Consider the following 24,288-nt stretch of genomic DNA (forward strand, 5'->3'; position numbering starts at 1 on the left):
CGCTAGAGCATATCATCGCCTAACAGCGGAGCCCCATTAGAAAGATCGTTATTCAGCTTTGCTGGAAATATCGGCTGTTAAGGGCGGCACCGGTTCTGGGGCTGGCGCTATCAAGGCCAAGGGCTCCAGTTGCTCGTTTTCCAGCGTTGCCAGGACTATCTCGTAACAGTCGTCGATATGGCTGTTGCCCATGTACTTCATGGTGGCAAAGCTGATGCCGCCCGCAATAGCGCTACCCAGGAAGGGCACATATGTCGACGCACTTTTGGCCGAGATCCTGCCAGCCATCTTTTTGAACATCACCGTGATCAATTTACGGGTGATATATTTGCCCGCCATCTTGCTGCCGGTCGTTGAGATAGAGCTCATTACAAATAGCCGGGTATCTGCATCCAGACTCTCGATCTGTTCAGGCGATAAGCCAAATTTTTCGTTAATCTTGGGAATTAACCGCAGCAATATGGCGACATCCGACCCAATGTTCACGCCTGGGATGGGAATGATGGCGGTGCCCGCGGAAAGGCCCGAGCTCTTCGTAACCATCGAGCGGCACGATTGTTTAATGGCCTCAAGCTCTTCAAGTGACTGGATCATATAAGGTCCTTTTTATAGCAAACGGAAAAGGCGGCAGCCCAATCGGCTGCCGCCTTCTTCACGCTATTAATTTAAGCGTCTTATTCGTCACCGTCATAGGTGACACGCCATACGGCGTTCGTCAGATCATCAGCGATGATAAGAGCGCCTTCGGGGTCGATGGTGACGCCGACCGGACGACCGCGGGTTTGACCATCTTCCGTCAGAAACCCGGAAACGAAGTCAATGGGATCGCCATCGGGTTCTCCGTTGCTGAAGGGCACAAACACGACCTTATAGCCAACGGGGTCGGCGCGGTTCCAACTACCGTGTTCGCCGATAAACACACCCTCAGCGAACTCATCGCCCATTTCGGGAATTGAGAAAGCTACGCCAAGCGGCGCCACATGCGAGCCCAGGCTGTAATCAGGCGCAATCGCAGATTCCACTTTTTGGGGATCCTGTGGTTGAACGCGTGTATCTACATTCTGCCCCCAATAGCTATACGGCCAGCCATAGAAGCCGCCTTCCTGAATAGAGGTGAGGTAGTCGGGAACCAGGTCTGGGCCGAGTTCATCGCGCTCGTTCGCCACTGCCCAAAGCTGATTGGTCTCTGGCTGAATAGTCAGTGCCGTGGGATTACGCACGCCGGTAGCATAGGCTCGATGGGCACCCGTCCGCGCGTTGATCTCCCAAATTTCGGCGCGATCAACTTCTGCCTCCATACCGCGTTCGGTGATATTGCTATTGGAGCCAATGCCGACGTACAGAAAACGCCCGTTCGTGCTCGCGGTAAGTGATTTGGTCCAGTGGTGGTTGATGGCAGATGGCAGTAGCGTTACTAGCTCTGGCGGCCCATTGGCCTCGGTTTGCCCTTCCTCATAATCGAAACGAACCAAGGCATCTTGATTAGCGACATAGAGGTTGTCAACCACTAGAGCAAGCCCATAAGGCGCATTGAGATCTTCAGCAAAGACCGACTGTTCGTAGTTGCCATCGCCATTTTCATCGCGCAGCAAGGTCAAGCGGTTACCGCTTTCGACCGAGGTCGTGCCCTGTGCCTGAATCAACCCAGCAATGAAATCCTTGGGACGCGATTTCGGTGCGTTACCGCCGCCTTTTCCCTCGGCCACAAGAATGTCCCCATTCGGTAGTACCAAGGTCTGACGGGGAACTTTTAGGTCATTAGCGATAGCCGTGATCGTATAACCTTCGGGCACGATGGGCTGATGGTTGCCCCATTCTGCTTTCTCAGGCACGGCCATGTTTGGCAACAGTCCGCGCTGTGGTTCTGGCAGTGCTGGGGTCGCACCATACTGCTGAGCGCTGGCGCTACTTACGATTAGTAGCACTGCAAGGGGGGAAATGTAACGAATGCTGGAAACCTTCATGGCTTACCTCCTGCGCTGCGAAGAGAAAAACCGATCCAGGTGGCCGCGCAAGCCAGTACGGTAACGACTATCGAAAGAACAAAGCCAGTGGGCATCATCGCCCAAGCATCACGGGCATGAACCAGCTCATTGATAAAGCCAACCACCCAGGTAACAAGCAGCAGAAAAAGGTAAAACAGAGAGCGGCCACGGCGCCCAGTGGCACGAAACAGGCCAATAATCGCCGCTAATAGCGCAAAGCCGGTAAACACAAGGCCACCCGCAATTAGCCAGGAAGCGAATGTGCTCCACTGGATATGGTAGCTAGTTGAGTAGAGGTAATCGCTTAACGCGGCACCCAGAAAGAGAGGAATAGTCCCTGCAAGCAGTACTGCATGAAGCGGATGAATTCCGCTTCGAACAGTGTGTTCGACAGTGGCTGTCACGGCAAACTCCTTATGCTGATCGAGCTGATTGATTTACTGAGGCTGGCACGACCCATGCGGCCAAGCATCCCAGACAACGACATCATGTTCGTTAGGGCGGAGTATAGTTGATGGTCGGGGTATTGCCCAAATAGACTTGAGAGAGAATGTCTTCCATCGTTTTCCTTCAATATTGATAGCTATTTTAAACTAAATTTATTGACCGGATTAGGCAATAAATAGCCAGAATTCTGCATTCCGCCTCTGCCATTTTGATCTCATTATGTAGATGTTGATGAGGGATATTGCCAATCGGGCTGTTGTAGAGGAGGTGATTAAATGACAGATAGAAAACTCGAGATGTCGTCAGCCATGGTTTCGGTGCCATGGGTAACTTTAAGCCTAAAAAGTTAAACAACTCGCTAAGCATAAGGAGTAAATCATGAAACTGTTTAGGGTGGCATTAATCATTGGATTAGTGCTTATTTCAGGTGTAGCGCTCGCAGAGAAAGGCGCGGGTGAAGACAACAGAATTACTTATCCTGCGTCGACAGCTGCAGGGCTAGACAGTGGTATAAGGAACTTTTCCCTGTCCGATATACCTGTCATAAATCGGTAAACGAAACTGGCGTGTTTTGATATCGCCAGTAATGCGGGTGGGTCTGGCAGTGCTAGGCCCACCAGTCAGTCTTTAGGTTTTTCAATCGACGCTTAAATTTTCTGTCATCTTTCGCTATTTCTACTGACGGCTAACCGCGCCTGGCGGTTATAGCAAGGATCGCGCTGCGCGTTTCCCGCTTTCGCCAATCCGGCTGTAAACGCGAGGCACGCGAAGATGATCACGGCGTAATCAATGCTCAACTGATCCATCAGCAGCCCGAATATTGGCGCACCTACGGTCTGGCCGATAGCGATGGTTAAAAAGCCAATCATCAGACCTGTTGCTGGCCGGTCGGGCAGGGCAGAGACACCCCACACCAGATAGACACCAGTGAGCATGATATAGGCTGCACCAAAGAGAATACCCCCGCTTAATGTCAATACTGGTGTGGTGCTCTCGAATCCAACCAAAAGAATGCCTGCCGCTAGTGCTCCCAGGAATATCCAATGCATGCGGTCAACCCCAAACCTTGTTATCAAAGATCCCGCAAATACTCCAGCAATGCCTGCGGCCCCTATTGCGATCCAAAGAAGTCCGGCGCCCGTGCTGCTCCAGCCAAGACGTAGCGAAACAAGCTGGCTGCCAAACGACCAAAGAGCCGTACTCGAGGCGCCCATTAGAAAAGAAGCAATGATAAGACGCCTGAGCGTACTCGTGAGCGGTGGAAAATTGTGCGCACTTTTCGATGTGCTTTGGGTTCTGCTTTTGGTACTGCTTGGGACACAGAGGGCGGCTGCTATCGCCATTAAAAAAGCGCATGCGGCAAAGGTGGCAAAGGCCAACCGCCATTGGCCGCCCATCAATAATGCCACTGGCCCTGACAGCACCACGCCCGCACCCGTGCCGGCATTGATGATTGTGTTAGTGGCGCCTTGTCGATCAGGCCGGACGATGACGGCTACCGCTGCGGCCATGGGTGGGGATGCAAGACCGGTACTTGACCCTGCCAGCATGACCGCCATAGCGAGCAACAGGGGAGAAGGCGCCACTGCGATGCCCACCATGCCTACCGCCGCGACAAGGGCCGCCGCTACAGCAACGGCGCGGGCGCCGATGCGTTCGGTTAGATACGCCGATAGCACGATGGCCACGCAATAGCCCAGAAAAGCGCCGCCGGATATCAAACCATTGAGGGTAGATGATAGGGAAAGGTCAGCGTCTATCTGGGGCAGGAATAGCCCAAAGGCGAAGCGAGCAAAACCGTAGCAGACGGCGATTAGGCCAAAGCGGTGGCGCCCAAATAAAGGCTGGGGCTCATGCGCGAGCCTGATGGATAAGGGTTAATGCCGCAGCGCGTGCCGACACGATGGCGTCCACACCACGGTAGATAGCCGTCGCCGTTGCGCCCTCGAAAAGAACCAGAACCTGTTCGGCCAGTTCCGGATGACGGCCACCGGTCTCTAGGCTGACGATTTCCTGAATTTTTTCATAGAGAGCCGCCTTATGTGTCCGCACAGCGTCGGCAATTTCCGGCGTATCGCCGCCGGTTTCACCCTGCGCGCGCAGGAAAAGGCACCCGCGGCAGCCTTCGACCCGCACCCACGCTTCCAGCGCATCAAACAGTGCCGCAACAGTGTCTACTTCGATGGAGCGCTGGAAGCGCTGGTGGCGCTCTGCGAGCACATCGCTTATCAGCGCCGTTTTGCTGCCAGCATGTTTGTAAAGCGTGCGGCTCGACATGCCAGCGGCCTGGGTTAGCTTGTCCATACCTGTGGCAGTAAAGCCGTGCCGGTCGAAAAGGTGTTCTGCTGACGAAATAAGCTTTGTTTTGGTATCCATGTGGCCAGTGTAAAACGATCACTTTACACCGTCAATTGTTAATGGTCAGTTCGTCATCCGACCTTCAACATGACATTTAAGGAATTGATCAGGCCAAAAAATGTATAACTACAAGAGTCCCAACACCTGCTAACCCTATGGTATTGGTGGATTCTATTACCTCATCCTCAATAGAACTTAGCAGCCAAGCTGTAGTGCCTTTGGTTTTAATTTTTGAAAAGAGAAAGGCTAGAGTGCTAGCTTCAACGCTGAAGATGGCAATAATAATTTCAACTGATTCATTATTAATTGTTATTAGAAGTAAGGCCAAAAAAGCAATTAAAGAAATTGTTATGAGTAAAGCAAAGTACTGTAAATAACTTAAATTGCCAGGCGCTTCCGGCAGCCAAATGTCTGTGAATAATGTTTTCCCTTCCACGCAGAGCGCTAGTAAAAAGAACTTTAACTGTGAAGGCTTAGTTACAAGCATGTCGTTACCCTTTTTATTCTCAATCAATCAGATGTTTTCGCTGGTTAGCCGTCTGTAACTGCGCGGATATTGGCGAGAAGTTCGAGAAAATAGGGGTTCCAAGTCAGACGGGCGTGGTATTTTTCTGCTTCGCTCTGGCCCCATGCGCCGAACCACAGAGTGCCTTGGTCATCGGGAGGGGAGAGATCGTCCTGACCGTTTTCCAGCATGAGGTAGCTACCCGCTTGACCGTAATAGGTATTCTCGGGCGCAAACAGCACATTCATGTGGGAGAAGTTGCTGATTCGCCGATCGGGAAGGTGGCTGGTAAGGACGGTGACGCGGGCATCTTCACGGTGCTGTGGTGGATCGCCGTACCAGATGAAGCGCGATTGTAAGTTGGGAAAGCGGTTTTGAAAGGCAGTGAGCGTAGCGTTGGGGTCAAGGACGCTATCATGTTGACTCATCGTCATCAGAACAGGTTTATTAAAGCGTGCGGCTTCGAGATTTTTTTGCACGGTACTGACCGAGTGATAATAGAGCGATGCCCCGCGTACAGGAAGTGACTGGTAAGTGACAATATTGTCTTCATCATCGATATCGATCCAGTCCCATAAATAGGAAATGGTCGGGGCGAGAAAGAGATAGTGGGTATCGGGGTAAAACCCAGGAGAAAACAGCAGCAGGCCATCGACATTGTCGTCTGTGAACGCATGAGAGGTGACTAGGTTACCTCCAGTTGAGAAGCCGCCAAGCCAAAGCTCATCAACCTCGGCTGCCAGCAGTTTGGCGTGATGGGCAATGATTTTTTCCCAATCATCATTATCAGGCAGCATCAGGTCGGCAGGGCGTGTGCCGTGGCCAGGCAGAAGAATGGAGCGAACCAGCCAGCCGTCATTCGCCATGGCGGTGGCGATATCGATGAAATACCACGGGCTTGCGCCCAGTCCATGAACTAACAGGATGCCGCGTTTCGCCGGTTTATCAGGGCTGAGTTCGAACGGCGTATTGAGCTGTATTTCAAGGTCGCGGTCTTCACTGATGAAAACGCGGTTATTCGCAATCCATGCACGTGTATCGTGCACATATTGATCGAAACTCTCCTGATCATAGCGAGGCAGATTTTCTGAGGGTTGAAAACCCGCGGAATCCGGCGGCACAGCGCATGAAGTCAGCAGAAAGAGTATGAAAAGTAGAACGCTAAGGCGGCTAATCATGTAACCCTCTCTGTAGGTGCTTGCCTCTAACAGAGAGTCACAAATGTGCTCCCTCTTACTTAGCATGGTCGGGCAGACGGATTATGTAGTGTTTAACGAGTAGCGTGATTATGTTGACTGTTACGGTTATTTAACTGTTTAAGGCAAACCCCGGCAGCACTGCCTCGGCCTCGATAGCGATTAACCATTCCGGTTCTGCCAGGCCGTACACAATCAACCAAGTAGCAGCCGGCGGGGCGATGGGGAATCGATGCTTCAGCGCCTCCATCACTACTTGCTGGTCGTAGCGTGCGGATTCGGCTAAGTAGATTCTCAACATCACCACCCTAAATAGATCTCCACCAAGGCCTGATAGCAACCGTTCGATATTGTCCAGCGCCGCCTCAGTTTGTTCGGGCAGTTCGGGGCCCGCCAGCTCTCCTTTGGTATCCACCCCAGCCTGGCTAGACATCAGCACCCGGGTGCCTCCCTGAACGACTACCGCTTGGCTATGACCTTCTGACAAAGTATTGGGCAGGTTGGGCGGGTTTAACGGTTTGCGTCTTAAAATTTGCATGACCACCTCCTTAGTAAGTTCGTAGGGTCGCTTGTAAGGATGACCATTCAATCGCGCCTGATACTCTGTTGGATGAGTAATGGCCTCTGGTTGTCAGCATGTATTCAATACATGCAGTCAACGTCGTCGCTAATTTGTATTCTGGTTAAGAGCGTCTATGTTCGACGAGCCTATGGTTCCACTATCGACCTACTTTTCTTTCTCGTTTCTTACTGGCATTACGTTTTCGCCAAACCGCACTGCAATTCGTAATACCAACCATTTAAAGCAGGACTGCCGTGAGCGTCTTGAGTGTGGCTGCAGCACGTGCGGCACAGTTTAGTTTTCGGAAAATGCTCTCAACATGGGCACTGACAGTGCTGTGGCTGATACCCATGCCACTGCCTTTTTAAATGGCCTTAGGTGGGCGTTCATCTTGACGATGGTACATTCGTTCGCTGGTAATATTTTCGCGGGAATCGCTTTCACTGGCCTCGTTTTCTCTGCATAAGGTCATTATCAACCCGGGATGGGCGTTATGGGCCGAAAGCTCCCAGCCGTGCGCCATGGTAATCTCTTGGCAGATGGCCAGCCCTAAGCCTGCTCCATGGTCGCGCCGATGCGCTCCACGCCAGAAGCGTGAGAACAGCAGGGCCAATTGCTCTGGTTCGACGCCTGGGCCACGGTCACGCACAGTTATTATATTTTCCTGGATCTCCATGCTGACTAGAGATTGCTCGGGGGCATGCTGAATAGCGTTCTCCAGCAAGTTCTTGAGCAGGGTGAAACATGCCCCGCGATCAGCCTGCCATGTCACATTGTCGTTGGCGGCGAGTACCGTTAAATGCACGTCGGCAGACTCCGCCATGCGTTGCAAGTAGGTGGAAGCTTCGTGGGCAATGTCGTGCATCCGAACCACGGTAAACTGGTAGTTGTGTGCCTCGCTCGCTTCGGCCAGAAGTAGCAGTTGTTGCACCTGCCGCGTCATGTATTCGACATCGCTCAATAACGCCTCGCGATCATTCTTACCATCCGCGATCAGTTCAATCTGTGCACGAATCAACGCCAGTGGTGTTTTTAACTCGTGCGCGGCATGGGCGAGAAACTCCTGCTGGAGACGGTAACCCCGCTCAAGGCGTTCCAGGGCGTGATTGAAGCTATCCACTAGTGGCGCAATCTCCGCGGGCACCGCGTCCGTATTCAGTCGTGCGTTGATGGAGCGCGGCGAGATGGCCGCCGCGGAATCCGATACGTCTCGCAACGGCTTGAGGGTGTAGCGCAGGGTAATATAGGCGCATAACCCGAAGGCGACGAACAGCACGAGTCCGAACACCACCACGGCAGCGACCACTTGTGGAAAGGCCACGGTATAGACGACATCCAGGAATCTCGCACTGACCGCAAATTGCAGATACCACCTTCGCCCCTCATGCTCGAGGGGCTGCGTGGCGCCGTAGAAGGTCTTTCCCTCATGCTCGAAGGTGAAGTTGCCGCGTGCCAGTCGAACAAGCTCACCGTCGGCCGGCCAGAACTCCTCTCCTGAGCTTGAAAAGATGGCCACATTTCCGGCTTCATCCAGAATCCGGTAAGCCGTTTCGCGCTGTGGACCCTCGTACAGCCAGGCGCGATCCTCCAAACTCGAGTCGAAGCCAATGGGCTGGCCACGACTGTCGAACTCGATATTGTCCACCAGCCCTTCGGTCGCGTCGGCCAGATCCATCCGCGCCAATACATTGCTCTGCAGCAACGCCGTCGCCGCGATCACGAGCAGTATGAGGCTGAGCACCATGCCCGCCACATAGGCCAGTAGTATCTTGAGCCTTAGACTATTTAGCGTTATCCGCTTGACGAAGCGCATACCCCATTCCTCTGACGTTGGCGATCTGCTGGCGCGAACCGATGGCAAGCAGCTTGCGGCGTAAACGGTGTAGGGCCACATCCAGGGCGTTCGGTGTCACTGCCTCGCTTAACCCCCAGGCCGCCGCCTCCAGCGCGCTGCGGCGGACTACTTCATCGTGCTTGTAGAGAAGTAGCTGCATAATATGCAGCTCCGCCGGGGCAAGAGTAATGCTCTCATCGCCGCTAAACAGAACGCCGCTTTCCGTATGCAGTCTCAGGTCGCCATGAATGGGGTCGATTGAATGGAACTCCGCAGGGCGGCGCAGCAAGGCCCTAACCCGCGCCACCATCTCGTCCATGGCAAACGGCTTGGGAAGGTAATCGTCGGCACCGGCTTCGAGGCCTTCTAGCCGGTCATGCAGCGCATCGCGCGCTGTTAACACCAGGCAGGGCACGCTAAGGCCCGCGTTGCGCAACTTCTTGAGCAATAGCAGCCCATCGCCATCCGGCAAGCCGCGATCAAGCACCAGTGCCTGGTAGGGCATCTGCTGAACGGCCGCCCAAGCCGAATCAATGCGGTCGACCACATCAACGGCGATACCGGCGCCCACCAGCCCTTTGCACATCAAGTGGGCTAGCCGGTCGTGGTCTTCTATCAGCAGTATGCGGCTCATCAGAATGTATAAAGATAGCCAACTAACACGGCGTTTTGGGTCGAGCGATCTACCAGCGGGCTATCTTTGATTTCGTCCGCCAGGCTCGTGACCTCAACACCTATCAGCACAGAGTGATGCTGGTCAAACTGGTACACGCCGCGCACCCCCGCTTCGATATTGACAGCTGATTCTCCTGAATAGGCAGGGCGATCGAAGCGAACCTCACTATCGCGAACGCCGAAGTAGTAATCGACGTTCTTGTCGTCCTGCCAGGACGCCCCCACGTGTGGAGTTAGCATTATATGTTCGCCGAATTCCCACGTTCTCTCCAGGCCAAGATCGAAGCGCTGCCCGTCGCTGTTGCCGGAGACATCGGTGAGCCATTCGGCGCCTACATCAACGATGTTGGTGTTCCACTCCACCTTTGCCCCTGCCCAGAAGCCCCCTTTACGCTCGCTCATGCCGTTGAGAATCTGTGCATCGCCTTGCTCGTAGCCGCTCTCATCGTACTGGGCGACGATGCCGAAATTGAGCTGTTGTGAGTCGCTGATGACAAGACTCGGCAGTTTAAACTCGATTTCTGGACCGAAGATACTAATGTACCGGTTCTCGACCAGGAACAAGGGGAAGGGGGTGTTTTCCCTGTCGATACCAGCATAGGGATCCTGTTCGCTTATTGCGCCTACGCCCAATCCCCAAGTGGTTTCGTCTGAACTCTCTTCGTCGGCGAACGCCAACGGAGAAGCAATAACAAGACCACCGATAAACGCGGCTGTCGTCAATCTTATAGTGGTGAGGCGGCTGTTCAGCAATAGCGACTGATGAGAACTCATGGTGGCACTCCTGGCATGGTTTGAAAGTGAGGGTAGTGTGCAAGTGAGATTGGTATGAAAGTGCCATCATCAGGAGCGCTATCTTACGCGTTTCTTACTGGTGCCGATTTATTTAAAACGTTACGTCAGTAAGAAATGAGAAAGGAAGACAGGCCGATAGTGGTTCAACTGAAATTCTTGGATTTTCTTTTTCATCAATGAATTGAACCCTTTGCAACAGGCCTGGATTATGCCATTTCCAAAAAGAAAAAGTTGTTTCGGCATTATGATTGCCGTGATCGCTAGCGCCGCCGTGCTGGCAGGTATTCAGGCGGTGTCATCGGAAAGCGATGCCGTCGCCGAACCGACGGCGCAGCCCTCACTATCCGTCAACGTGACGACATTAGAATCTCAGACGCTTCCGACCACGATTGCGGCCAATGGGGATATCGCTGCGTGGCAGGAGATCATTATCGGCACCGAAATCGGTGGCCTGCGGCTAGTAGACGTCAAGGTAGGCGTGGGTGATGAGGTCACGCAAGGGCAGGTGCTGGCCGTGTATAACGCCACGATGGTGCACGCAGAGCTGGCGAGGAGCCGCGCCGCCGTAGCGGAAGCCGAAGCAACGCTTGCGGAAGCGAATGCCAACGCCCAGCGCGCCCGCGGTTTGAAAACCACGGGATCGCTTTCAGAGCAGCAGATTCAGCAATACGAAACCGCAGAACTCACCGCCAGGGCGCGGCTAGGCGTTGCGCAAGCGCAGAATGAAGCCCAAGAACTACGTTTGGCCCAGACGCAGATAGTCGCCCCGGACGACGGTTTGATTACCTCCCGAACGGCCACTGTTGGCGCTGTTACCGGCGCCGATCAGGAGCTGTTCCGATTGACGCGCCACGGTCGGCTGGAGTGGCGGGCCGAGGTCGCCGCTTCCGATCTGAGTAAGCTGCGACCCGGCCAGGATGCCAGGGTCACCTTGTCAGGCGGCTACGAGCTCGAAGGACGTTTGCGTACCATCGCGCCGCTAGTGGACACCGCTACCCGTAATGGCCTGGTCTATGTCGACCTACCGTTAAGCGACGTTGCCCGGGCGGGAATGTTTGCTCGGGGTGAATTCGAGCTGGGCATCCGACAAGTATTGACGCTACCACGATCCGCAGTGCAGATCCGTGATGGCTTTGGCTACGTTCATCGGGTCAGCGGTGAAGGCCAAATAACGGAGCAGAAAGTTGCCTTGGGTCAGCACACGGAGAATCGAATCGAAATTCGCGCCGGGCTTGAACCCGATGCCCGGGTGGTCGCCTCTGGCGGTGCTTTTCTCGGCAACGGTGACCAGGTGCGGGTGATTGAGGAAGAGCCATTTCATTCACCTCCAACGGACGGTGCCGACGCCGAGGAGGGGGTATGACGCTCAATACCTCATCCTGGGCGATTCGCAATCCTATTCCGGTTGTTCTGCTCTTCATCCTATTGACCTTCTGGGGGCTCATCTCCTTCCGAGGCTTGTTTATTCAGGATTTACCTGATGTGCAACTGCCCCTCGTGGAGGTCTCTGCCTCATTGCCGGGAGCGGCCCCCGCCTTAATGGAGAACGAGGTTGCCCGCAAGATCGAGGACGCCATCGCTACCGTCTCCGGCGTCAAAAATATCTCTACAACGTTGACGGATGGCAATGCCGACATTGCTATCGAATTCAGGTTGGAAAAGTCCTTACAAGAGGCTATTGAGGACGTGCGCGACGCTGTTGCTCGCATCCGCTCGGAGCTACCCGCCGACCTGCGCGACCCAGTGATTCGGAAGGGTGAGTTTTCCAGTGATCCGATTGTACGCTACGCGGTGACCTCCTCCGTTCTAGACGATGAGGCACTCTCCTGGTTCGTCGATGACAAAATGACCAAGGCCGTATTGGCGGTGGCCGGTGTTGGTTCGGTTCGGCGTATCGGCGGGGTCGATCGCGAAGTCCGCGTGGCATTGGATCCGGATCGCCTGCTGGCGATGAACACGACAGCGTTGGATATCTCACGGCAGCTGCGTCAGGCGCAGCTGGAGGCCTCCGGTGGCCGTGTGGATGTCGGCGGAGCCGAACAGGCCGTGCGCATCATCGCCAACGCTGAATCCGCAGCCGAGCTGGCGACGATGGAGCTGGCACTCAGCGATGGCCGGCGTATTCGCCTTGATGAGGTGGCAACGGTGACCGATACCGTTGCCGAGCGGCGCTCAATTGCATTATTGGATGGCGTTCCCGTCGTCGGCTTCGAGATGACCCGTGGCAGGGGACACGGCGAGGTGGATGTGGCCGAGGGCGTGCAGTCTGCGCTCGCGGCGTTGCAGCTGCAATATCCTTATGTCGAGATCGAAGAGGCCTTCAATTTTGTTGGACCGGTGCTGGAGAACTATCAAGGCTCCTTGCACATGCTATTCGAGGGGATGGCACTGGCGGTGCTAGTGGTGTTCTGCTTTCTGCGCAATTGGCGTGCCACACTGATTGCGGCCGTCACGCTTCCGCTGTCGATCATACCCACCTTCGCTTTCATGCACCTGATGGGCTTCTCGCTCAATGTTGTGACGTTGCTAGCGCTCTCGCTGGTGATCGGGGTGCTGGTGGATGATGCCATTGTCGAGATTGAGAATATCGAACGGCACCTGCTAATGGACAAGCCCCCGCGCCAGGCCGCCATGGACGCGGCGGCGGAAATTGGCTTGGCCGTCGTCGCCACCACCTTTACGTTGATTGCCGTTTTTCTGCCCACGGCCTTTATGAGCGGCACCGTCGGGCAATTCTTCGTTCAGTTCGGTTGGACGGCCTCCGTAGCGGTGCTGTTCTCGCTGCTGGTGGCGCGCCTGCTGACGCCCATGCTAGCTGCGTATCTGTTGCGCAAACCCCAACATCCCTCGCGCGATCCAACGTGGATTAGCGTCTATCTGGTCGTCGCCCGTTGGTGCCTGCGCCACCGTAAGACAACGCTCCTCGCGGCGGCGGCCTGCTTTGCAGGAGGTATCTGGCTGGCCTCGACTCTGCCGGGTACCTTCATACCCCCCGATGATAATTCCCAGACGCAGGCGACGCTCACCTTGCCGCCCGGTAGCACTTTTTCTGAAGCGGCGGCGCTTGCCGAGCAGGCACGCTCACGACTGGTGACGCAACGGCATGTCGTTAGCGTCTTCGCGGCTGTCGGTGGGGGCTCCGGCAGCAGTGGCTCTGATGTGACCTCGGTGGAACTGACCGTTGGTTTGGCGGATCGTGCAACCCGCGCGGGCGTTACGCAGCAAGACATAGAGCAGCAGTTACGCGCTGCACTCGCCACGCTTCCCGGCGTGCGAACTCGCGTAGGCGACGAGGGGGATGGCTATGAGTTGGTGCTCGCCGGTGAGGATAGCCGGGTGCTTGAACTGCATGCCCGCCAAGTTGAGCGGGAGATGCGCGCCATTCCCGGCATCGGCGCGGTGAGTTCGACGGCCAGCCTGGTCAGGCCAGAGCTCATTGTACGCCCTGATTTTGCCCGCGCCGCCGACCTTGGGGTCTCGGCTCAGGCCATCGCCGATACGCTGCGCATCGCGACAGTGGGGGATAACGCCGAGGACCTTCCTAAATTGAGCTTCAGCTCGCGTCAGGTGCCGATAATGGTGCGGCTGGCGGATGCCGCTCGGGAGGATATGGCGACCCTTAAACGGCTACCCGTGCCTGGTGCGAGCGGCCCCGTGCCGCTAGAGAGCGTGGCTAACGTTGAGTGGAGCAGCGGTCCTTCGGAAATCACCCGGCATGACCGTCTGCGCAACGTCAATTTCGAGGTGAGCCTGCAAGGGCAGCCTTTGGGAGAAATCGAGCAGGCCGTGCAGGCACTGCCCAGTTTACGTCAGTTGCCACGCGGCGTGTTTCAGACACCAGAAGGCGATGCAGAGGAAATGGCGGAGCTTGCCTCAAGCTTCGGGATTGCCATGCTGACCGGCGTGCTGTGTATCTATATGGTGCTGGTGCTGCTGCTCAAGGATTTCATGCAGCCGGTCACGATTCTGGTGGCGCTGGTGCTCTCCGTACCTGGGGCTTTCCTGGCGCTGTTCCTCACGCAGACGCCCGTGTCGCTGCCCGCCATGATCGGATTGATCATGCTGATGGGCATCGCCACCAAGAACTCAATCCTGCTGGTGGACTACATCATCATCGCCCGTCGGGTGCATGGGTTGGAACGTGTGGACGCCATTCTTGATGCCTGCAAAAAACGTGTCCGGCCCATCGTGATGACCACCATTGCTATGGGTGCGGGCATGGTACCCATTGCCTTGGGATGGGCGGGTGATCCCAGCTTCCGGGCTCCTATGGCCTTCGTGGTCATTGGTGGGTTGATCACGTCGACGCTTTTGAGCCTGTTGGTGATTCCTGTTGTTTACAGCGGTATCGATGATTTTGTGATGTGGCTGCGCTTTTGCTGGAAGCGACAGCCATATCAGGAGATTAGGCAAGCATGACAATGATAGCGCTTACACTAGACGTTGAGTTCTATGTTACGCCCGTTAATCGTGAATGCTGGCATGGATCTAACCTTTCACTAGGAGCCACGTATGAACTTACATCTGGCTAAGCATTTCCACCGTTTGATCGAAGTGTCCATCCCGCTCTGCCCAGCGTAGGAACTTCACGTTCTCCACCAGGATTTCCTTGGGCGTCGGTTGCTGGCTAAACAGCGTCATGACCTCATCGATATAGTCATTGAGCGGCATATAGCCCTCACGGGTGGACTGGCCTGGCGTCAGCTCCGTCTGCACTGCAGGGGGCGCAAGCTCGATAAGCTCGACCTTGCCCTTGAGCTGTTCGCGCAGCGAGATTGTGTAGGAGTGGATGGCTGCCTTGGTGGCGTTATAGGTGGGCGTGCCGCTTAACGGTACAAAAGCCAATCCGGATGAGACGTTCACGATCGCCGCGTCTGGTTGATTTACCAGATGGTCGGTCAGTGCATTCGTTAGCCGGATTGGCCCGAGCAGATTGGCAACGACTGTCTGCTCCGCATCGCTCAGGTCGCGGGTGCGGGACAAGTCCTCGCGCCGCATAATGCCAGCATTGTTGATCAGTACATTGAGGTTGGGATGCTCGGCGACGACGCGCTTTGCAAAGGCGGCGATGTCTTCTGGATCTTCGACATCGAGAACCATCGCGTGCATGTTTTGCTGGCCAGTAATGGTTTGCTCTAGTGTCTCCATGCGCCTACCGGCGACGATGACGGTGTTGCCAAGTGCATTGAAGCGTAACGCAAGTTCACGACCAATGCCGGAGCCGCCACCGGTAATAAGGATAGTATTTCCTGATGTTTTCATTGTTTCACTCTCCGTCTGTTTTTAGGACTTAATGCCACTCACTTTTTAACAATTCGGTGGCGGCGGGGCTTGCCAACACCTGCGCAAAACTTGCTTGATCCTGCAGGTTTGGAGAAACGCCTGTTCGGTCATGCTAACTTTGAGTCGAGATGCTGGCTGGAGGAAAGTAGATGAACCCACTCATACAAGCGGTGCAGACGTATGCCACGCTACATGCTAATAGCGATGGCTTGGTGTTATCCCGTGTGCCGGGGCTTAGTATGATGTGCGTAGAAACCCCTGCGGGTGACTTGCAATCGATATATAAGCCTCTGGTTTGCTTAGTGTTACAAGGGGCTAAGCGGATGATGGTCGGTCGTCAGGACAGAGTGATATCGGCGGGGGAATCTGCGATTGTGAGCGCAGATATGCCTGTCGTCGGGCGAATAGTCCAAGCGAAACCGAGCGAGCCCTATCTGGCGGTCGCGGTCGAACTGGATATGATCATCTTACGTGAGCTTGCCGCTCACCTAGGGACGCCGCGGCCACAACGGCCATCCGAGATGCAGACACTATTTGCGGAAGACACCGAAGCGGAGGTGATTGACTGCGTATCACGACTGATGAGACTGCTGGATCGGCCCGACTCTGTACCACTTCTACGCCCGGGTATCATGCAGGAGTTGCACTATTGGCTGCTATCGGGCCCTCATGGCATCGCTTTGCGGGATATTGCAGATCCGGATAGCTACGCGAGCCGCCTTGCCGCCGCTATTGCCATCCTGAGAGCCGAGTACACATCGCGCGTGCCGGTAGAGCAGTTGGCGACACAGGCAGGCATGAGCCTCAGCTCGTTTCATAAGCACTTCAAACACATGACGTCGCTTACGCCAGGGCAATACCAGCAGCGACTGCGCTTGATCGAAGCGCGCCGCCTGATGCTCGATGAAGGGTGTTCCGCGAGCCATGCGGCCTTCGAGGTGGGATATGAAAGCGTTTCTCAGTTCACTCGCGAATACGGTCGCCTTTTCCAGTTGTCGCCAAAGCGCGATGCGCTGCGCTTCCAAAAATCGGGCGAGGCTGCCAGCAGCCATGCAGCGGCGTCGCAACGACTAGGCGCCTGAGCCGTATCGCTTGTTTACGCGGGGAGTCGCGCGATGACCTTGATTTCAAAGTCGAACCCCGCCAGCCATGTCACGCCGACCGCCGTCCAGTTCGGGTAGGGTTTTTCTGGAAACGCGCGCGCCTTGGCTTCTAACCATATAGGGAACTGGGCTTCGGGGTCGGTATGGAAGCTCGTCACATCGACAATATCATCGAAGCTTGCGCCTGCTGCCTCCAGAACACGCTGCAGGTTATCAAACGCGAGCTGTACCTGAGCGGCGAAGTTCGGCTCAGGAGAGCCATCTTCACGGCTACCAACTTGGCCTGACACGAATAGAAAGTCGCCCGATCGAATGGCGGCGGAATAGGTGTTGTGTTCATAAAGCGCCTGGCGGCCAGAGGGGAAAACAACGTCACGCTTAGTCATGGTTATCTCCATCAATAGGTCGAAATCGACCTGTTAGTTACGATGAAGTCACTTTAGCCCTGCTCTCTTGGTGGATAAACGACGAATTCTGTTCAACATTGTTTGTATATTACAAACAATCACTAGGTGTTTGGCACAATCATGGACCGTTTTAACGCAATGCAGGCTTTTGCTCGGGTCGTGGAGACGGGCAGCTTTACCAAGGCAGCCGAGACGCTTCATATGAGTAAGACAAGCGTAACGCAACTTGTGCAACAACTAGAGGTACGGCTACGAGTAAAGCTGCTCAACCGCACTACACGCAAGGTGAACGTGACGGCGGACGGTGCGGCCTATTACGAGCGCGTTATTAAGCTTCTGGCCGATATGGATGATGCCGAAACCAGCTTATCCAACGCATCCGTTTTGCCCCGCGGACGAATAAGAGTAGATGTGCCCAGCCCTTTTGCACGCATGATCCTGATTCCAGCCTTGCCCGCTTTCCACGCTCAGTATCCCGATATTCAACTCGATATGGGGGTGAGTGATCGCATGGTGGATTTGATCGGTGAGAGCGTGGACTGTGTGGTGCGCGGCGGAGAGCTTACCGATTTATCGTTGGTGGCACGTCGCGTGGGTGATCTGACGCTCGGTGTGTACGCGGCACCGAGCTATTTGGAAAGAGCTGGTTTACCTTCGCACCCGCAAGAACTGTCCCTCCCACCTCACTACATTGTCGGTTTCAGGTGGGCACGTTCTGGCTTGGCCTTTCCCTATGCCCTGCACCGCAATGAAGAGCGTGTCACCGTGCAGGGGCGCTATGTGATCTCGGTCGATGATGGGAACGCTGGTCTGTCAGCAGCTCTCGCGGGACTTGGGGTCATTTGGCTTCCTGATTACATGGCCAGAGAGCATGTATCTCGTGGCGAGCTGGTGCGTTTGTTTAATGATTGGCACCTCGATCCAATGCCAATGTACGTGGCATTTCCACCGAATAGGCACGTTAGCGCCAAGCTGCGTGTGTTTATCGATTGGGTCGTCGAGTTGATGGAGCAGCACGCACCTACGGTTGATCGACGGGGGAGAGACGTTTGAGAGGTGAGCGGGGACGCGTTGGCTGATTCGCCATGATGCGCGCCAGGCGCTCCAGAGCCAGTTCGAGCCGCTCAATCAAACCCTCTAGCAGTACTCGGCGGTCGGCGGGCACGTCGCCGTAAGCCTCTATCGCCGCTTCCAATTGTCTGCCCGATTCACGAATGCCTTGGGGTGGTCGCCCGTGGGCGCTCGCTTCAAACCCCTGTGCAAGCGTGCGCAACAGGCGGTGGTGGGCATCGCGAATGAGCGGATGCGGGGCGTCATCCAGCCGGTCACGCAGGCGCAGCGTGGCGGTGCCAAGGTCGAGCCCGGTCAAACCAAGAATAAACAAGTGGCGCTGATCCTCAGGCAGCATGTCGTCGTGCTGGGCCAACTGCAGTAGGCGGTCTGCCATGTGACCGCTGAAACGGGTCTCGGCGTCGCGAATCGAGCGCCGTCCAAGCTCGTGTATATCCCTGGAAATGGCCTTGATCAGGCGCCTCCGCCGGAGCCTTGCGCCGAGGCCCGGCAGCAGCCGAAAGCCCATGACCACACAGCTCAGGCCGACCACCACCGCCACCACCCGGTTGGCAAAGCTGTCGAACGAGAAATCCATGCCGTTACCGGGCATGGTCAGCAGAATATTAAAGATGGTAAAGGCTAGACAGTAGCCCATGGTGGCTGGGTTGGTGGCGCCCAGCAGACCTAAAAACAGCGGCGTGCCAAACAGCATCGCTAGCATCGGAAAACCATTGGCCTGAGAGAGCAGCACATGGCCGAAGAGAAAAGCACTGGGAATCGCCGCCAGCATGCCCTTATAAAACATCATGGTGATGGCGAGGGGGTTGTCGCGGCTGGCGAAGAAGGCGGAGAAGAGCGTGCCCAACATCATTGCGATCATGGCGCTCTGCCAGGCGGTGACGATCCAGAAAATCGCCAGTAGCGAAAAAACTAGCCCTGAGCGAATGGCGTTAATGCCAGCGGTGAGGCGGTCGCGGTGCCAAGCCAGTGGTGACGAACGCAGTTTATGGCTCTCTGGCGAGGCAATCGCCTCCCGGGCATCGAGCATGATCATGGCATGGCCGATTGATTCGCGTAGCCCTAATCGCAGGCGCCGATCGAGGGGAGCTAAGGTGCTCTCTTCCTCGCTTTCATGAACCCGGTGGCGTAGTGCCTGAAGGGCTTTTCTGGCTTCAACGACCCCTTTGACGTGTTCGGCATCGCGAAAGCCTTTTGCGACCGCGCCTGCGAGTTCGATACTTTGTGGGGCGAGACGGTCAGCGTGGTCGTGCATCAGCTGGTGCAGCGCCTGCAGGTTGGCGAAAAAGCGCAGCGCGCGGCGGGTGAGTACGTGGGTTGCGCGCACTCGGCCGGGGCCTACCGGGCCTTCAAAGCGGGCGGCCTGGCTGTCGGTTTCCAGCAGGGTTAACGGCACGAGGCTGCTGCGCAGGGCTTTCTGCATCGCCGGGATATCGTCGCTGGCTTCTAAGCGCAGGGCGGCATGCTCGAAGGCTGCGTTGATCACGCTGTCGGCCTGAGTGGCAAGGTGGGCGCCCACATGGGATGGCCAGAGCAGCGAGCTGACCAGCATGGCACAGATGGCGCCCAGCCCCAGTTCGGTAAGGCGCGCCACGGCGATATCGAAGATCCCGGCGGGGGCGCTACCGCTGGAGATGACTACGATAAGCATGGCCGTTACGGAAGCCATGAGACAGCCGTAGGTGTAGTTATTACGCCACAGTGAGCCCACGTAAGTGCAGAGCATAATCCAAGCGGTAAGCACGATAAGGGCAGGTACGCGGGCCTGAGCAAAGAGTGCCATGATCGCGATACCCGCAACGGCACCCATCAAGGTGCCGCCAAGTTGGCAGATGCCTTTCTCGACCACCATGCCACTCATGGGGCGAATCTGCAGAAATGCCGCCGAGATCAGCGCCCAGTAGGGGCGCTCCAAGTCGAACATAAGCGCGATATAGAGCGCGAGCATCATCGCCAGGGTGGTCTTGATGGCAAACTTGACTGCCGTAGCGTTGGGCGTCAGGTAGGTGCTAACAAATGGCGACATGAGTTACTCAGACTGCTCGGCAGCGTTTTCGGCAGGGCGGACACGCACGGTCGCTGTCATGCCGACGCTCAGCAGGATGTCATCAGGAACGTCTGCTAGTGAAATGCGCACCGGAATACGCTGCGCCAGACGCACCCAGCTAAAGGTGGGCTCCACTTGCGGTAGCAGCTGCTGATTAAGGGTTGTGTTGCTGTCGGCAATACCTCGGCCAATACCCGCCACGCGGCCCTCCAGGTGGGTGTCGCCGTTCATCAGAATCACATCCACTGGATCGCCCACGTCGATTGACGTCATTTTGGTCTCTTCGAAGTAGCCTACGACATAGAAGGAGTTATCAGCGATCAGCGCCATCACCGGTGTACCGCGATTAGTGTATGTGCCAGCGGTAAGATGGACATTGAGAATATGGCCGCTTACCGGCGCGGTTATTTGAGTGCGCGCTAAATCAAGCTGGGCGCTGGCCAGTTCCGCCTGAGCCTGCTGTAAATCGGCGGCGGCAATGCGCGAGTTGATCTGGGCAATCTGCTGGTTTTCTGCACTAATCGCACGATTGTTGCTCAACTGATTACGTCGGTTCTCCTCGGCGCGGCTTAGCTCCAGGGTTGCCTGACGATGGTCAACCGTGGCCTGAGCGCTGTCCACTGTCGCCTGGTAACGCGTGTTATCGATCTCAAACAGCGTATCGCCTTGGACAACATGGTCGGTGTCCACTACTTCGAGTGTGCGTACCCAGCCTGAGACATCGGGGGTAATCGTCACCACTTCCGCATGAACCCGCGCGTCGCGAGTCCAGGGGGTATAGAGGTAGTAGTGCCATAGCCATGCACCGGCGGCAATGGCAATCGCGACAATAACGAGGGTAAGCAAAATACGGAGCGAAGGGCGCATCAACGGTTCTCTCAAGGGCTGTCACAAGGACTGTATCAAAGGCGTTCAAGCAAGACGGTAAACAGGAAGGTGGTCGCCGCCATTAAGATGACAAAAAGCGAGATATCGAACCAGGCTTCATACCAGAGTGCGTACTCGCCAACCACCCAGTGCAGCAGCGAGCGAATGACCAGTGTGCCGATAAAAGCCATCAGGGCGTAGATCAGCAGTGGACTGAGATAGATGCCGCCAACGGCAATTTCTTGAAGACCCATAACATCCTTGAGTGAGCTTAAGTCCTGCAAAGAGAAAAGAGCTTAATCGGTTATTGAATGGATGCCCGATGTTTCACTTTAGTTGTAGCATAGAAAGCTTGAATTAATCTTACCTGACATTGATGAACCGAGAGAAGGGCTCTCTCTGCAGGCAAGAGAGCTTGTTAGCACTCAATAGAAGTAGTCGAGTTGCATTTTAGCTAATTTAGATTAAAAAGAACTATGCTTTAGTCTTAGTGTCTCAATTGCCGACTCTTAGGCGGTTGGAGAAGGCGCTTGTTGATCAAAAAGAAGAAAGCTCGATCTCATACCGAGGATCGTTGTTTGGCACTGGTGCTGGCGACCGCTGCCGGGATACTGAATGCCATGGCGTTGGGCGCCTTTGGGTTTCTTCCTTCCCATATGAGCGGCAATGCCTCCCACATGTCGTCCGAAGTGGTTAGCTCTGATACCTATGGCTTGTTGTTTCTGGCAACCCTGCTGTTGGCATTCGTTACAGGTAGCATGTTAGCCCGCGTTGCCGTGGTCGTAGGTCAGAAGCTCAGAACTATCTTTTGCTTGATTCTTTTGGCGGAAGGCGTGGCATTGACGGCAGTGTCTGTGTTCGAGCTTCTGTTTTACTCGGCCCGCTTTAACGCTGAAGTGCTAATAGCATTGGGCTTCTTAATGGGAGTACATAACGCAACTTCGACGCAACTATCGAATGGTCGGGTGAGATCGACTCACGTGACCGGCACACTGACGGATGCTGGTATCGCATTAGGCTCGTTTTTATCATCCGTGGTGGCACGCGGTGAGGCGACCGACCGCCGTGCTTGTCGAAAGCAGCTCTACACTCATTTGACGACGATTTTTTCATTTCTGGCTGGGTGTGTCGTCGGTGTAGCGCTGTTTGATTGGTTTGGTTTCAAGGCGATGCTGGGGCTGGGGGCCGTTTTAATAGTTGTTCCCTTGAGCGCGATTGTTATAACAGTGCGTACCGCAAGTAAGTGGGTGGAGGCCAGAAGTTCATAGCAGCCAATAAGGAGGCTGCAGAGACTGCTGTATCACCTTGCCATATTTGAAGGCATGTTATACCGGGCGGGAAGACCTAATGCTGCGCCTATCGCACTGCCTTCATGGATCCAACCGCCATTCGCCAATGGTGGGATTGAGTGACAGGGGGAATGCTCGGTGCTGGAGCACTTTTGGCACACAATGAGTGGGGGCGGGTCGCCCTTCATCCTTGCAAATATCGGCCCGGCAGTTGTTCAGCTAAAAACTCCATAAACAGTCGGGTGCGCTGAGAAAGCGTGGCTTGGCGGTAGTAAACGGCGTTGACGGCTTGAGGTTGCAGCTCGGTATGGTCGGGCAATACGTCGACCAGCGACCCCTTCTGGCGGGGAGCGATGGTCATAAAGTCGGCCAGGCAAACAATACCTTCTCCGGCGATGGCTAGCTCTATTAGCGTGCTGCCGCTGGAGGCCGAAAGCGTTGGTATGATGTGTAAACGCTTGCCGTCGGCGCCGGTGAGCGGCCACTGGTTAAGGTGTTCTAACTGGCTAAAGCCCATCAGGCTGTGTTGGGTTAATTCATCAATGTTTTGTGGAGCACCATGGCGTTCAATATAGGCGGGGCTGGCGAGAAGTCGCAGCGGGCTATGGCCCAGCAGGCGGGCGTGAAGAGATGAATCTTCCAAATCGCCGATGCGAATGGCCAAATCTACCCGCTGTTCCAGAAGGTCGATAAACCGGTCGTGGGTATCCAATTCCAACGTAATTCCGGGGTAGCGGGCGCGGAATTCGCCAATCACCGGCACGATCACAAACTGCATAAAACTGGGGGCGGCGTTAACTCGCAGCCTGCCCTGGGGCTGGTTGTGACGATCCAGCATTGCCTCTTCGGCTTCTTCAACGGCAGCCAGGATACGGCGGCAGTGGTTAAGAAATGTTTCGCCTTCTTCGGTCAGTTCCAAGCGGCGCGTGGTTCGGCGCAGTAAAGTGGCGCCAAGTTTTTGCTCCAGCCGGTTAAGCGTACGGCTAACCCCTGAAACGGTCATGCCAAGCCGCTCAGCGGCGCCAGTGATGGAGCCGCTATCCACGACCGTCACAAATGCCTGCTGTTCTTCAAGGGTGCTTTTCATAAATTGCTTTTCATAACGCTGCTGTTGGCCTTCTATAGTGCTGATTGAGTGCCTAGTATTATTGATTTTAAATCAAAAGAGTCTTGCTGGTATGTCGCTTCTTTTTTCGCGCGATAACTCTCACAATACGCGCCATTAACATCAAGCCTAGTCGTTGAGCTTTGATGATCAAACTTTTTGGGAGAAAGCGTTAGATGAAGATATTACTGATTAACGGTGGCAAGGCATTTGCACACTCTGGCGGCGAACTCAATAATACCCTGCATGGCGTGGCGGTGGGGACATTGCAGGAAATGGGCTACGAAATCCGCGAGACGGTGGTTGATCAAGGCTACAATCTTGAGACCGAAGTGCAGAACTACCTATGGGCGGACACCATTGTGTACCAGATGCCGGGTTGGTGGATGGGAACGCCCTGGATCGTTAAGCGCTACATCGATGAGGTGTTCACAGAAGGCCACGGTTCACTCTACGCCAGCGATGGCCGCTCGCGGCAAGACCCCACCAAACAGTACGGCAGCGGTGGTTTATTACAGGGCCGTCGTTACATGCTGTCGCTGACCTGGAACGCGCCTTTGGAAGCCTTCGACGAGGCGGACAACTTCTTTGAGGGGCGTGGTGTGGACGGTGTTTATTTTCCGTTCCATAAGTCACAGGAATTTATTGGCCTAGAGGCGCTGCCGACGTTTATTGCCAACGATGTGATGAAAGTGCCACAGGTAGACCGTAATAAAGCCGATTATCGCGACCATCTGCGTAAAGTACTTGGATGAAGCC

24 protein-coding genes are annotated in these 24,288 nt (G+C 55.3%); 6 read left to right on the forward strand and 18 right to left on the reverse strand.

Features of this window, described 5'->3' with window-relative positions; all coding sequences use genetic code 11:
* Positions 1–48: 48 nt before the first annotated feature.
* The 12 genes from AC5TBW_RS03760 to AC5TBW_RS03815 all read right to left on the reverse strand — a co-directional run bounded on the left by AC5TBW_RS03760 (position 49) and on the right by AC5TBW_RS03815 (position 10,336).
* Positions 49–594, reverse strand: a complete 546-nt coding sequence (locus AC5TBW_RS03760; protein ID WP_495510787.1) for a hypothetical protein — start codon at positions 592–594, stop codon at positions 49–51.
* A gap of 80 nt (positions 595–674) precedes the next feature.
* Positions 675–1,964 carry a PQQ-dependent sugar dehydrogenase gene (locus AC5TBW_RS03765; RefSeq protein ID WP_495510788.1) on the reverse strand — a complete coding sequence of 430 codons (1,290 nt, stop codon included), beginning with the start codon at positions 1,962–1,964 and terminating at the stop codon, positions 675–677.
* Positions 1,961–2,389, reverse strand: coding sequence for a DUF2231 domain-containing protein (locus tag AC5TBW_RS03770; RefSeq protein WP_495510789.1), 429 nt, complete (start codon positions 2,387–2,389; stop codon positions 1,961–1,963). Before AC5TBW_RS03770 ends, AC5TBW_RS03765 begins: the two co-directional genes overlap by 4 nt.
* Before the next feature lie 702 nt (positions 2,390–3,091).
* Positions 3,092–4,300, reverse strand: coding sequence for an MFS transporter (locus AC5TBW_RS03775; protein ID WP_495511908.1), 1,209 nt, complete (start codon positions 4,298–4,300; stop codon positions 3,092–3,094).
* Positions 4,284–4,808 (reverse strand): TetR/AcrR family transcriptional regulator, encoded by a 525-nt coding sequence (locus tag AC5TBW_RS03780; protein WP_495510790.1) that lies wholly within the window; start codon positions 4,806–4,808, stop codon positions 4,284–4,286. The genes AC5TBW_RS03775 and AC5TBW_RS03780 overlap by 17 nt, the downstream gene beginning before the upstream one ends.
* 88 nt (positions 4,809–4,896) lie before the next feature.
* Entirely contained in the window at positions 4,897–5,277 is a 381-nt protein-coding gene (locus AC5TBW_RS03785; RefSeq protein ID WP_495510791.1) for a hypothetical protein, read from the reverse strand.
* 44 nt (positions 5,278–5,321) lie between these two features.
* Positions 5,322–6,473: an alpha/beta hydrolase gene (locus AC5TBW_RS03790; protein WP_495510792.1), complete on the reverse strand. Its 1,152-nt coding sequence runs from the start codon at positions 6,471–6,473 to the stop codon at positions 5,322–5,324.
* A gap of 130 nt (positions 6,474–6,603) precedes the next feature.
* Positions 6,604–7,029 carry a Rid family hydrolase gene (locus AC5TBW_RS03795; protein WP_495510793.1) on the reverse strand — a complete coding sequence of 142 codons (426 nt, stop codon included), beginning with the start codon at positions 7,027–7,029 and terminating at the stop codon, positions 6,604–6,606.
* Between the two features lie 262 nt (positions 7,030–7,291).
* On the reverse strand, positions 7,292–7,405 hold the full coding sequence (locus AC5TBW_RS03800) for a LuxR C-terminal-related transcriptional regulator (RefSeq protein WP_425356807.1): 114 nt from the start codon (positions 7,403–7,405) through the stop codon (positions 7,292–7,294).
* Positions 7,406–7,417: 12 nt separating this feature from the next.
* Complete coding sequence (locus tag AC5TBW_RS03805) at positions 7,418–8,866, reverse strand: sensor histidine kinase (protein ID WP_495510794.1); 1,449 nt, start codon at positions 8,864–8,866, stop codon at positions 7,418–7,420.
* Positions 8,835–9,521 (reverse strand): response regulator transcription factor, encoded by a 687-nt coding sequence (locus AC5TBW_RS03810; protein WP_495510795.1) that lies wholly within the window; start codon positions 9,519–9,521, stop codon positions 8,835–8,837. The genes AC5TBW_RS03805 and AC5TBW_RS03810 overlap by 32 nt, the downstream gene beginning before the upstream one ends.
* Complete coding sequence (locus AC5TBW_RS03815) at positions 9,521–10,336, reverse strand: MipA/OmpV family protein (RefSeq protein ID WP_495510796.1); 816 nt, start codon at positions 10,334–10,336, stop codon at positions 9,521–9,523. Before AC5TBW_RS03815 ends, AC5TBW_RS03810 begins: the two co-directional genes overlap by 1 nt.
* Before the next feature lie 265 nt (positions 10,337–10,601).
* Between AC5TBW_RS03815 and AC5TBW_RS03820 the strand changes: the two genes are divergently transcribed.
* Positions 10,602–11,720, forward strand: a complete 1,119-nt coding sequence (locus tag AC5TBW_RS03820; RefSeq protein WP_495510797.1) for an efflux RND transporter periplasmic adaptor subunit — start codon at positions 10,602–10,604, stop codon at positions 11,718–11,720.
* Positions 11,717–14,776, forward strand: a complete 3,060-nt coding sequence (locus AC5TBW_RS03825; protein ID WP_495510798.1) for an efflux RND transporter permease subunit — start codon at positions 11,717–11,719, stop codon at positions 14,774–14,776. Before AC5TBW_RS03820 ends, AC5TBW_RS03825 begins: the two co-directional genes overlap by 4 nt.
* A 99-nt stretch (positions 14,777–14,875) precedes the next feature.
* Here AC5TBW_RS03825 and AC5TBW_RS03830 read toward each other — a convergent pair whose 3' ends face one another.
* A complete protein-coding gene (locus tag AC5TBW_RS03830; RefSeq protein ID WP_495510799.1) occupies positions 14,876–15,619 on the reverse strand; it encodes an SDR family oxidoreductase in 744 nt (247 codons plus the stop codon).
* Between the two features lie 170 nt (positions 15,620–15,789).
* On the opposite strand from AC5TBW_RS03830, the gene AC5TBW_RS03835 reads away from it, so the two are divergent.
* Positions 15,790–16,722: an AraC family transcriptional regulator gene (locus AC5TBW_RS03835; RefSeq protein ID WP_495510800.1), complete on the forward strand. Its 933-nt coding sequence runs from the start codon at positions 15,790–15,792 to the stop codon at positions 16,720–16,722.
* A 14-nt stretch (positions 16,723–16,736) separates the two neighbouring features.
* On the opposite strand, the gene AC5TBW_RS03840 is transcribed toward AC5TBW_RS03835, so the two are convergent.
* Positions 16,737–17,129 (reverse strand): RidA family protein, encoded by a 393-nt coding sequence (locus AC5TBW_RS03840; RefSeq protein ID WP_495510801.1) that lies wholly within the window; start codon positions 17,127–17,129, stop codon positions 16,737–16,739.
* 141 nt (positions 17,130–17,270) lie between these two features.
* On the opposite strand from AC5TBW_RS03840, the gene AC5TBW_RS03845 reads away from it, so the two are divergent.
* On the forward strand, positions 17,271–18,203 hold the full coding sequence (locus AC5TBW_RS03845; protein WP_495510802.1) for a LysR family transcriptional regulator: 933 nt from the start codon (positions 17,271–17,273) through the stop codon (positions 18,201–18,203).
* Here AC5TBW_RS03845 and AC5TBW_RS03850 read toward each other — a convergent pair.
* Genes AC5TBW_RS03850 through AC5TBW_RS03860 form a run of 3 tightly spaced genes read right to left on the reverse strand, consistent with a single transcriptional unit; the run spans position 18,172 to position 21,389 of the window.
* Entirely contained in the window at positions 18,172–20,247 is a 2,076-nt protein-coding gene (locus tag AC5TBW_RS03850) for an FUSC family protein (protein WP_495510803.1), read from the reverse strand. The two genes, AC5TBW_RS03845 and AC5TBW_RS03850, sit on opposite strands and share 32 nt — an antisense overlap.
* 3 nt (positions 20,248–20,250) lie before the next feature.
* The gene (locus tag AC5TBW_RS03855) at positions 20,251–21,135 is read right to left on the reverse strand and encodes an efflux RND transporter periplasmic adaptor subunit (protein WP_495510804.1); all 885 of its coding nucleotides are present in this window, start codon (positions 21,133–21,135) and stop codon (positions 20,251–20,253) included.
* A gap of 35 nt (positions 21,136–21,170) precedes the next feature.
* Positions 21,171–21,389 carry a DUF1656 domain-containing protein gene (locus AC5TBW_RS03860; RefSeq protein ID WP_044629809.1) on the reverse strand — a complete coding sequence of 73 codons (219 nt, stop codon included), beginning with the start codon at positions 21,387–21,389 and terminating at the stop codon, positions 21,171–21,173.
* A gap of 276 nt (positions 21,390–21,665) precedes the next feature.
* Between AC5TBW_RS03860 and AC5TBW_RS03865 the strand changes: the two genes are divergently transcribed.
* The gene (locus AC5TBW_RS03865; protein WP_495510805.1) at positions 21,666–22,403 is read left to right on the forward strand and encodes a YoaK family protein; all 738 of its coding nucleotides are present in this window, start codon (positions 21,666–21,668) and stop codon (positions 22,401–22,403) included.
* A 205-nt stretch (positions 22,404–22,608) separates the two neighbouring features.
* On the opposite strand, the gene AC5TBW_RS03870 is transcribed toward AC5TBW_RS03865, so the two are convergent.
* Positions 22,609–23,511 (reverse strand): LysR substrate-binding domain-containing protein, encoded by a 903-nt coding sequence (locus tag AC5TBW_RS03870; protein ID WP_495510806.1) that lies wholly within the window; start codon positions 23,509–23,511, stop codon positions 22,609–22,611.
* Positions 23,512–23,705: 194 nt separating this feature from the next.
* On the opposite strand from AC5TBW_RS03870, the gene AC5TBW_RS03875 reads away from it, so the two are divergent.
* Positions 23,706–24,284: an NAD(P)H-dependent oxidoreductase gene (locus AC5TBW_RS03875; protein ID WP_495510807.1), complete on the forward strand. Its 579-nt coding sequence runs from the start codon at positions 23,706–23,708 to the stop codon at positions 24,282–24,284.
* The last annotated feature ends 4 nt before the right edge of the window (positions 24,285–24,288 follow it).

It is taken from the genome of Vreelandella sp. ssv, assembly GCF_059448525.1.

Bases quoted from the DNA above. Each gene is read 5' to 3' on its own strand.
- AC5TBW_RS03790 (WP_495510792.1), bottom strand. From the start codon at position 6,473: ATGATTAGCCGCCTTAGCGTTCTACTTTTCATACTCTTTCTGCTGACT.
- AC5TBW_RS03795 (WP_495510793.1), bottom strand. From the start codon at position 7,029: ATGCAAATTTTAAGACGCAAACCGTTAAACCCGCCCAACCTGCCCAAT.
- AC5TBW_RS03845 (WP_495510802.1), top strand. From the start codon at position 17,271: ATGGACCGTTTTAACGCAATGCAGGCTTTTGCTCGGGTCGTGGAGACG.
- AC5TBW_RS03785 (WP_495510791.1), bottom strand. From the start codon at position 5,277: ATGCTTGTAACTAAGCCTTCACAGTTAAAGTTCTTTTTACTAGCGCTC.
- AC5TBW_RS03805 (WP_495510794.1), bottom strand. From the start codon at position 8,866: ATGCGCTTCGTCAAGCGGATAACGCTAAATAGTCTAAGGCTCAAGATA.
- AC5TBW_RS03765 (WP_495510788.1), bottom strand. From the start codon at position 1,964: ATGAAGGTTTCCAGCATTCGTTACATTTCCCCCCTTGCAGTGCTACTA.
- AC5TBW_RS03760 (WP_495510787.1), bottom strand. From the start codon at position 594: ATGATCCAGTCACTTGAAGAGCTTGAGGCCATTAAACAATCGTGCCGC.
- AC5TBW_RS03870 (WP_495510806.1), bottom strand. From the start codon at position 23,511: ATGAAAAGCACCCTTGAAGAACAGCAGGCATTTGTGACGGTCGTGGAT.
- AC5TBW_RS03830 (WP_495510799.1), bottom strand. From the start codon at position 15,619: ATGAAAACATCAGGAAATACTATCCTTATTACCGGTGGCGGCTCCGGC.
- AC5TBW_RS03815 (WP_495510796.1), bottom strand. From the start codon at position 10,336: ATGAGTTCTCATCAGTCGCTATTGCTGAACAGCCGCCTCACCACTATA.
- AC5TBW_RS03825 (WP_495510798.1), top strand. From the start codon at position 11,717: ATGACGCTCAATACCTCATCCTGGGCGATTCGCAATCCTATTCCGGTT.
- AC5TBW_RS03875 (WP_495510807.1), top strand. From the start codon at position 23,706: ATGAAGATATTACTGATTAACGGTGGCAAGGCATTTGCACACTCTGGC.
- AC5TBW_RS03800 (WP_425356807.1), bottom strand. From the start codon at position 7,405: ATGGGTATCAGCCACAGCACTGTCAGTGCCCATGTTGAGAGCATTTTC.
- AC5TBW_RS03840 (WP_495510801.1), bottom strand. From the start codon at position 17,129: ATGACTAAGCGTGACGTTGTTTTCCCCTCTGGCCGCCAGGCGCTTTAT.
- AC5TBW_RS03835 (WP_495510800.1), top strand. From the start codon at position 15,790: ATGAACCCACTCATACAAGCGGTGCAGACGTATGCCACGCTACATGCT.
- AC5TBW_RS03855 (WP_495510804.1), bottom strand. From the start codon at position 21,135: ATGCGCCCTTCGCTCCGTATTTTGCTTACCCTCGTTATTGTCGCGATT.
- AC5TBW_RS03780 (WP_495510790.1), bottom strand. From the start codon at position 4,808: ATGGATACCAAAACAAAGCTTATTTCGTCAGCAGAACACCTTTTCGAC.
- AC5TBW_RS03850 (WP_495510803.1), bottom strand. From the start codon at position 20,247: ATGTCGCCATTTGTTAGCACCTACCTGACGCCCAACGCTACGGCAGTC.
- AC5TBW_RS03860 (WP_044629809.1), bottom strand. From the start codon at position 21,389: ATGGGTCTTCAAGAAATTGCCGTTGGCGGCATCTATCTCAGTCCACTG.
- AC5TBW_RS03810 (WP_495510795.1), bottom strand. From the start codon at position 9,521: ATGAGCCGCATACTGCTGATAGAAGACCACGACCGGCTAGCCCACTTG.
- AC5TBW_RS03820 (WP_495510797.1), top strand. From the start codon at position 10,602: ATGATTGCCGTGATCGCTAGCGCCGCCGTGCTGGCAGGTATTCAGGCG.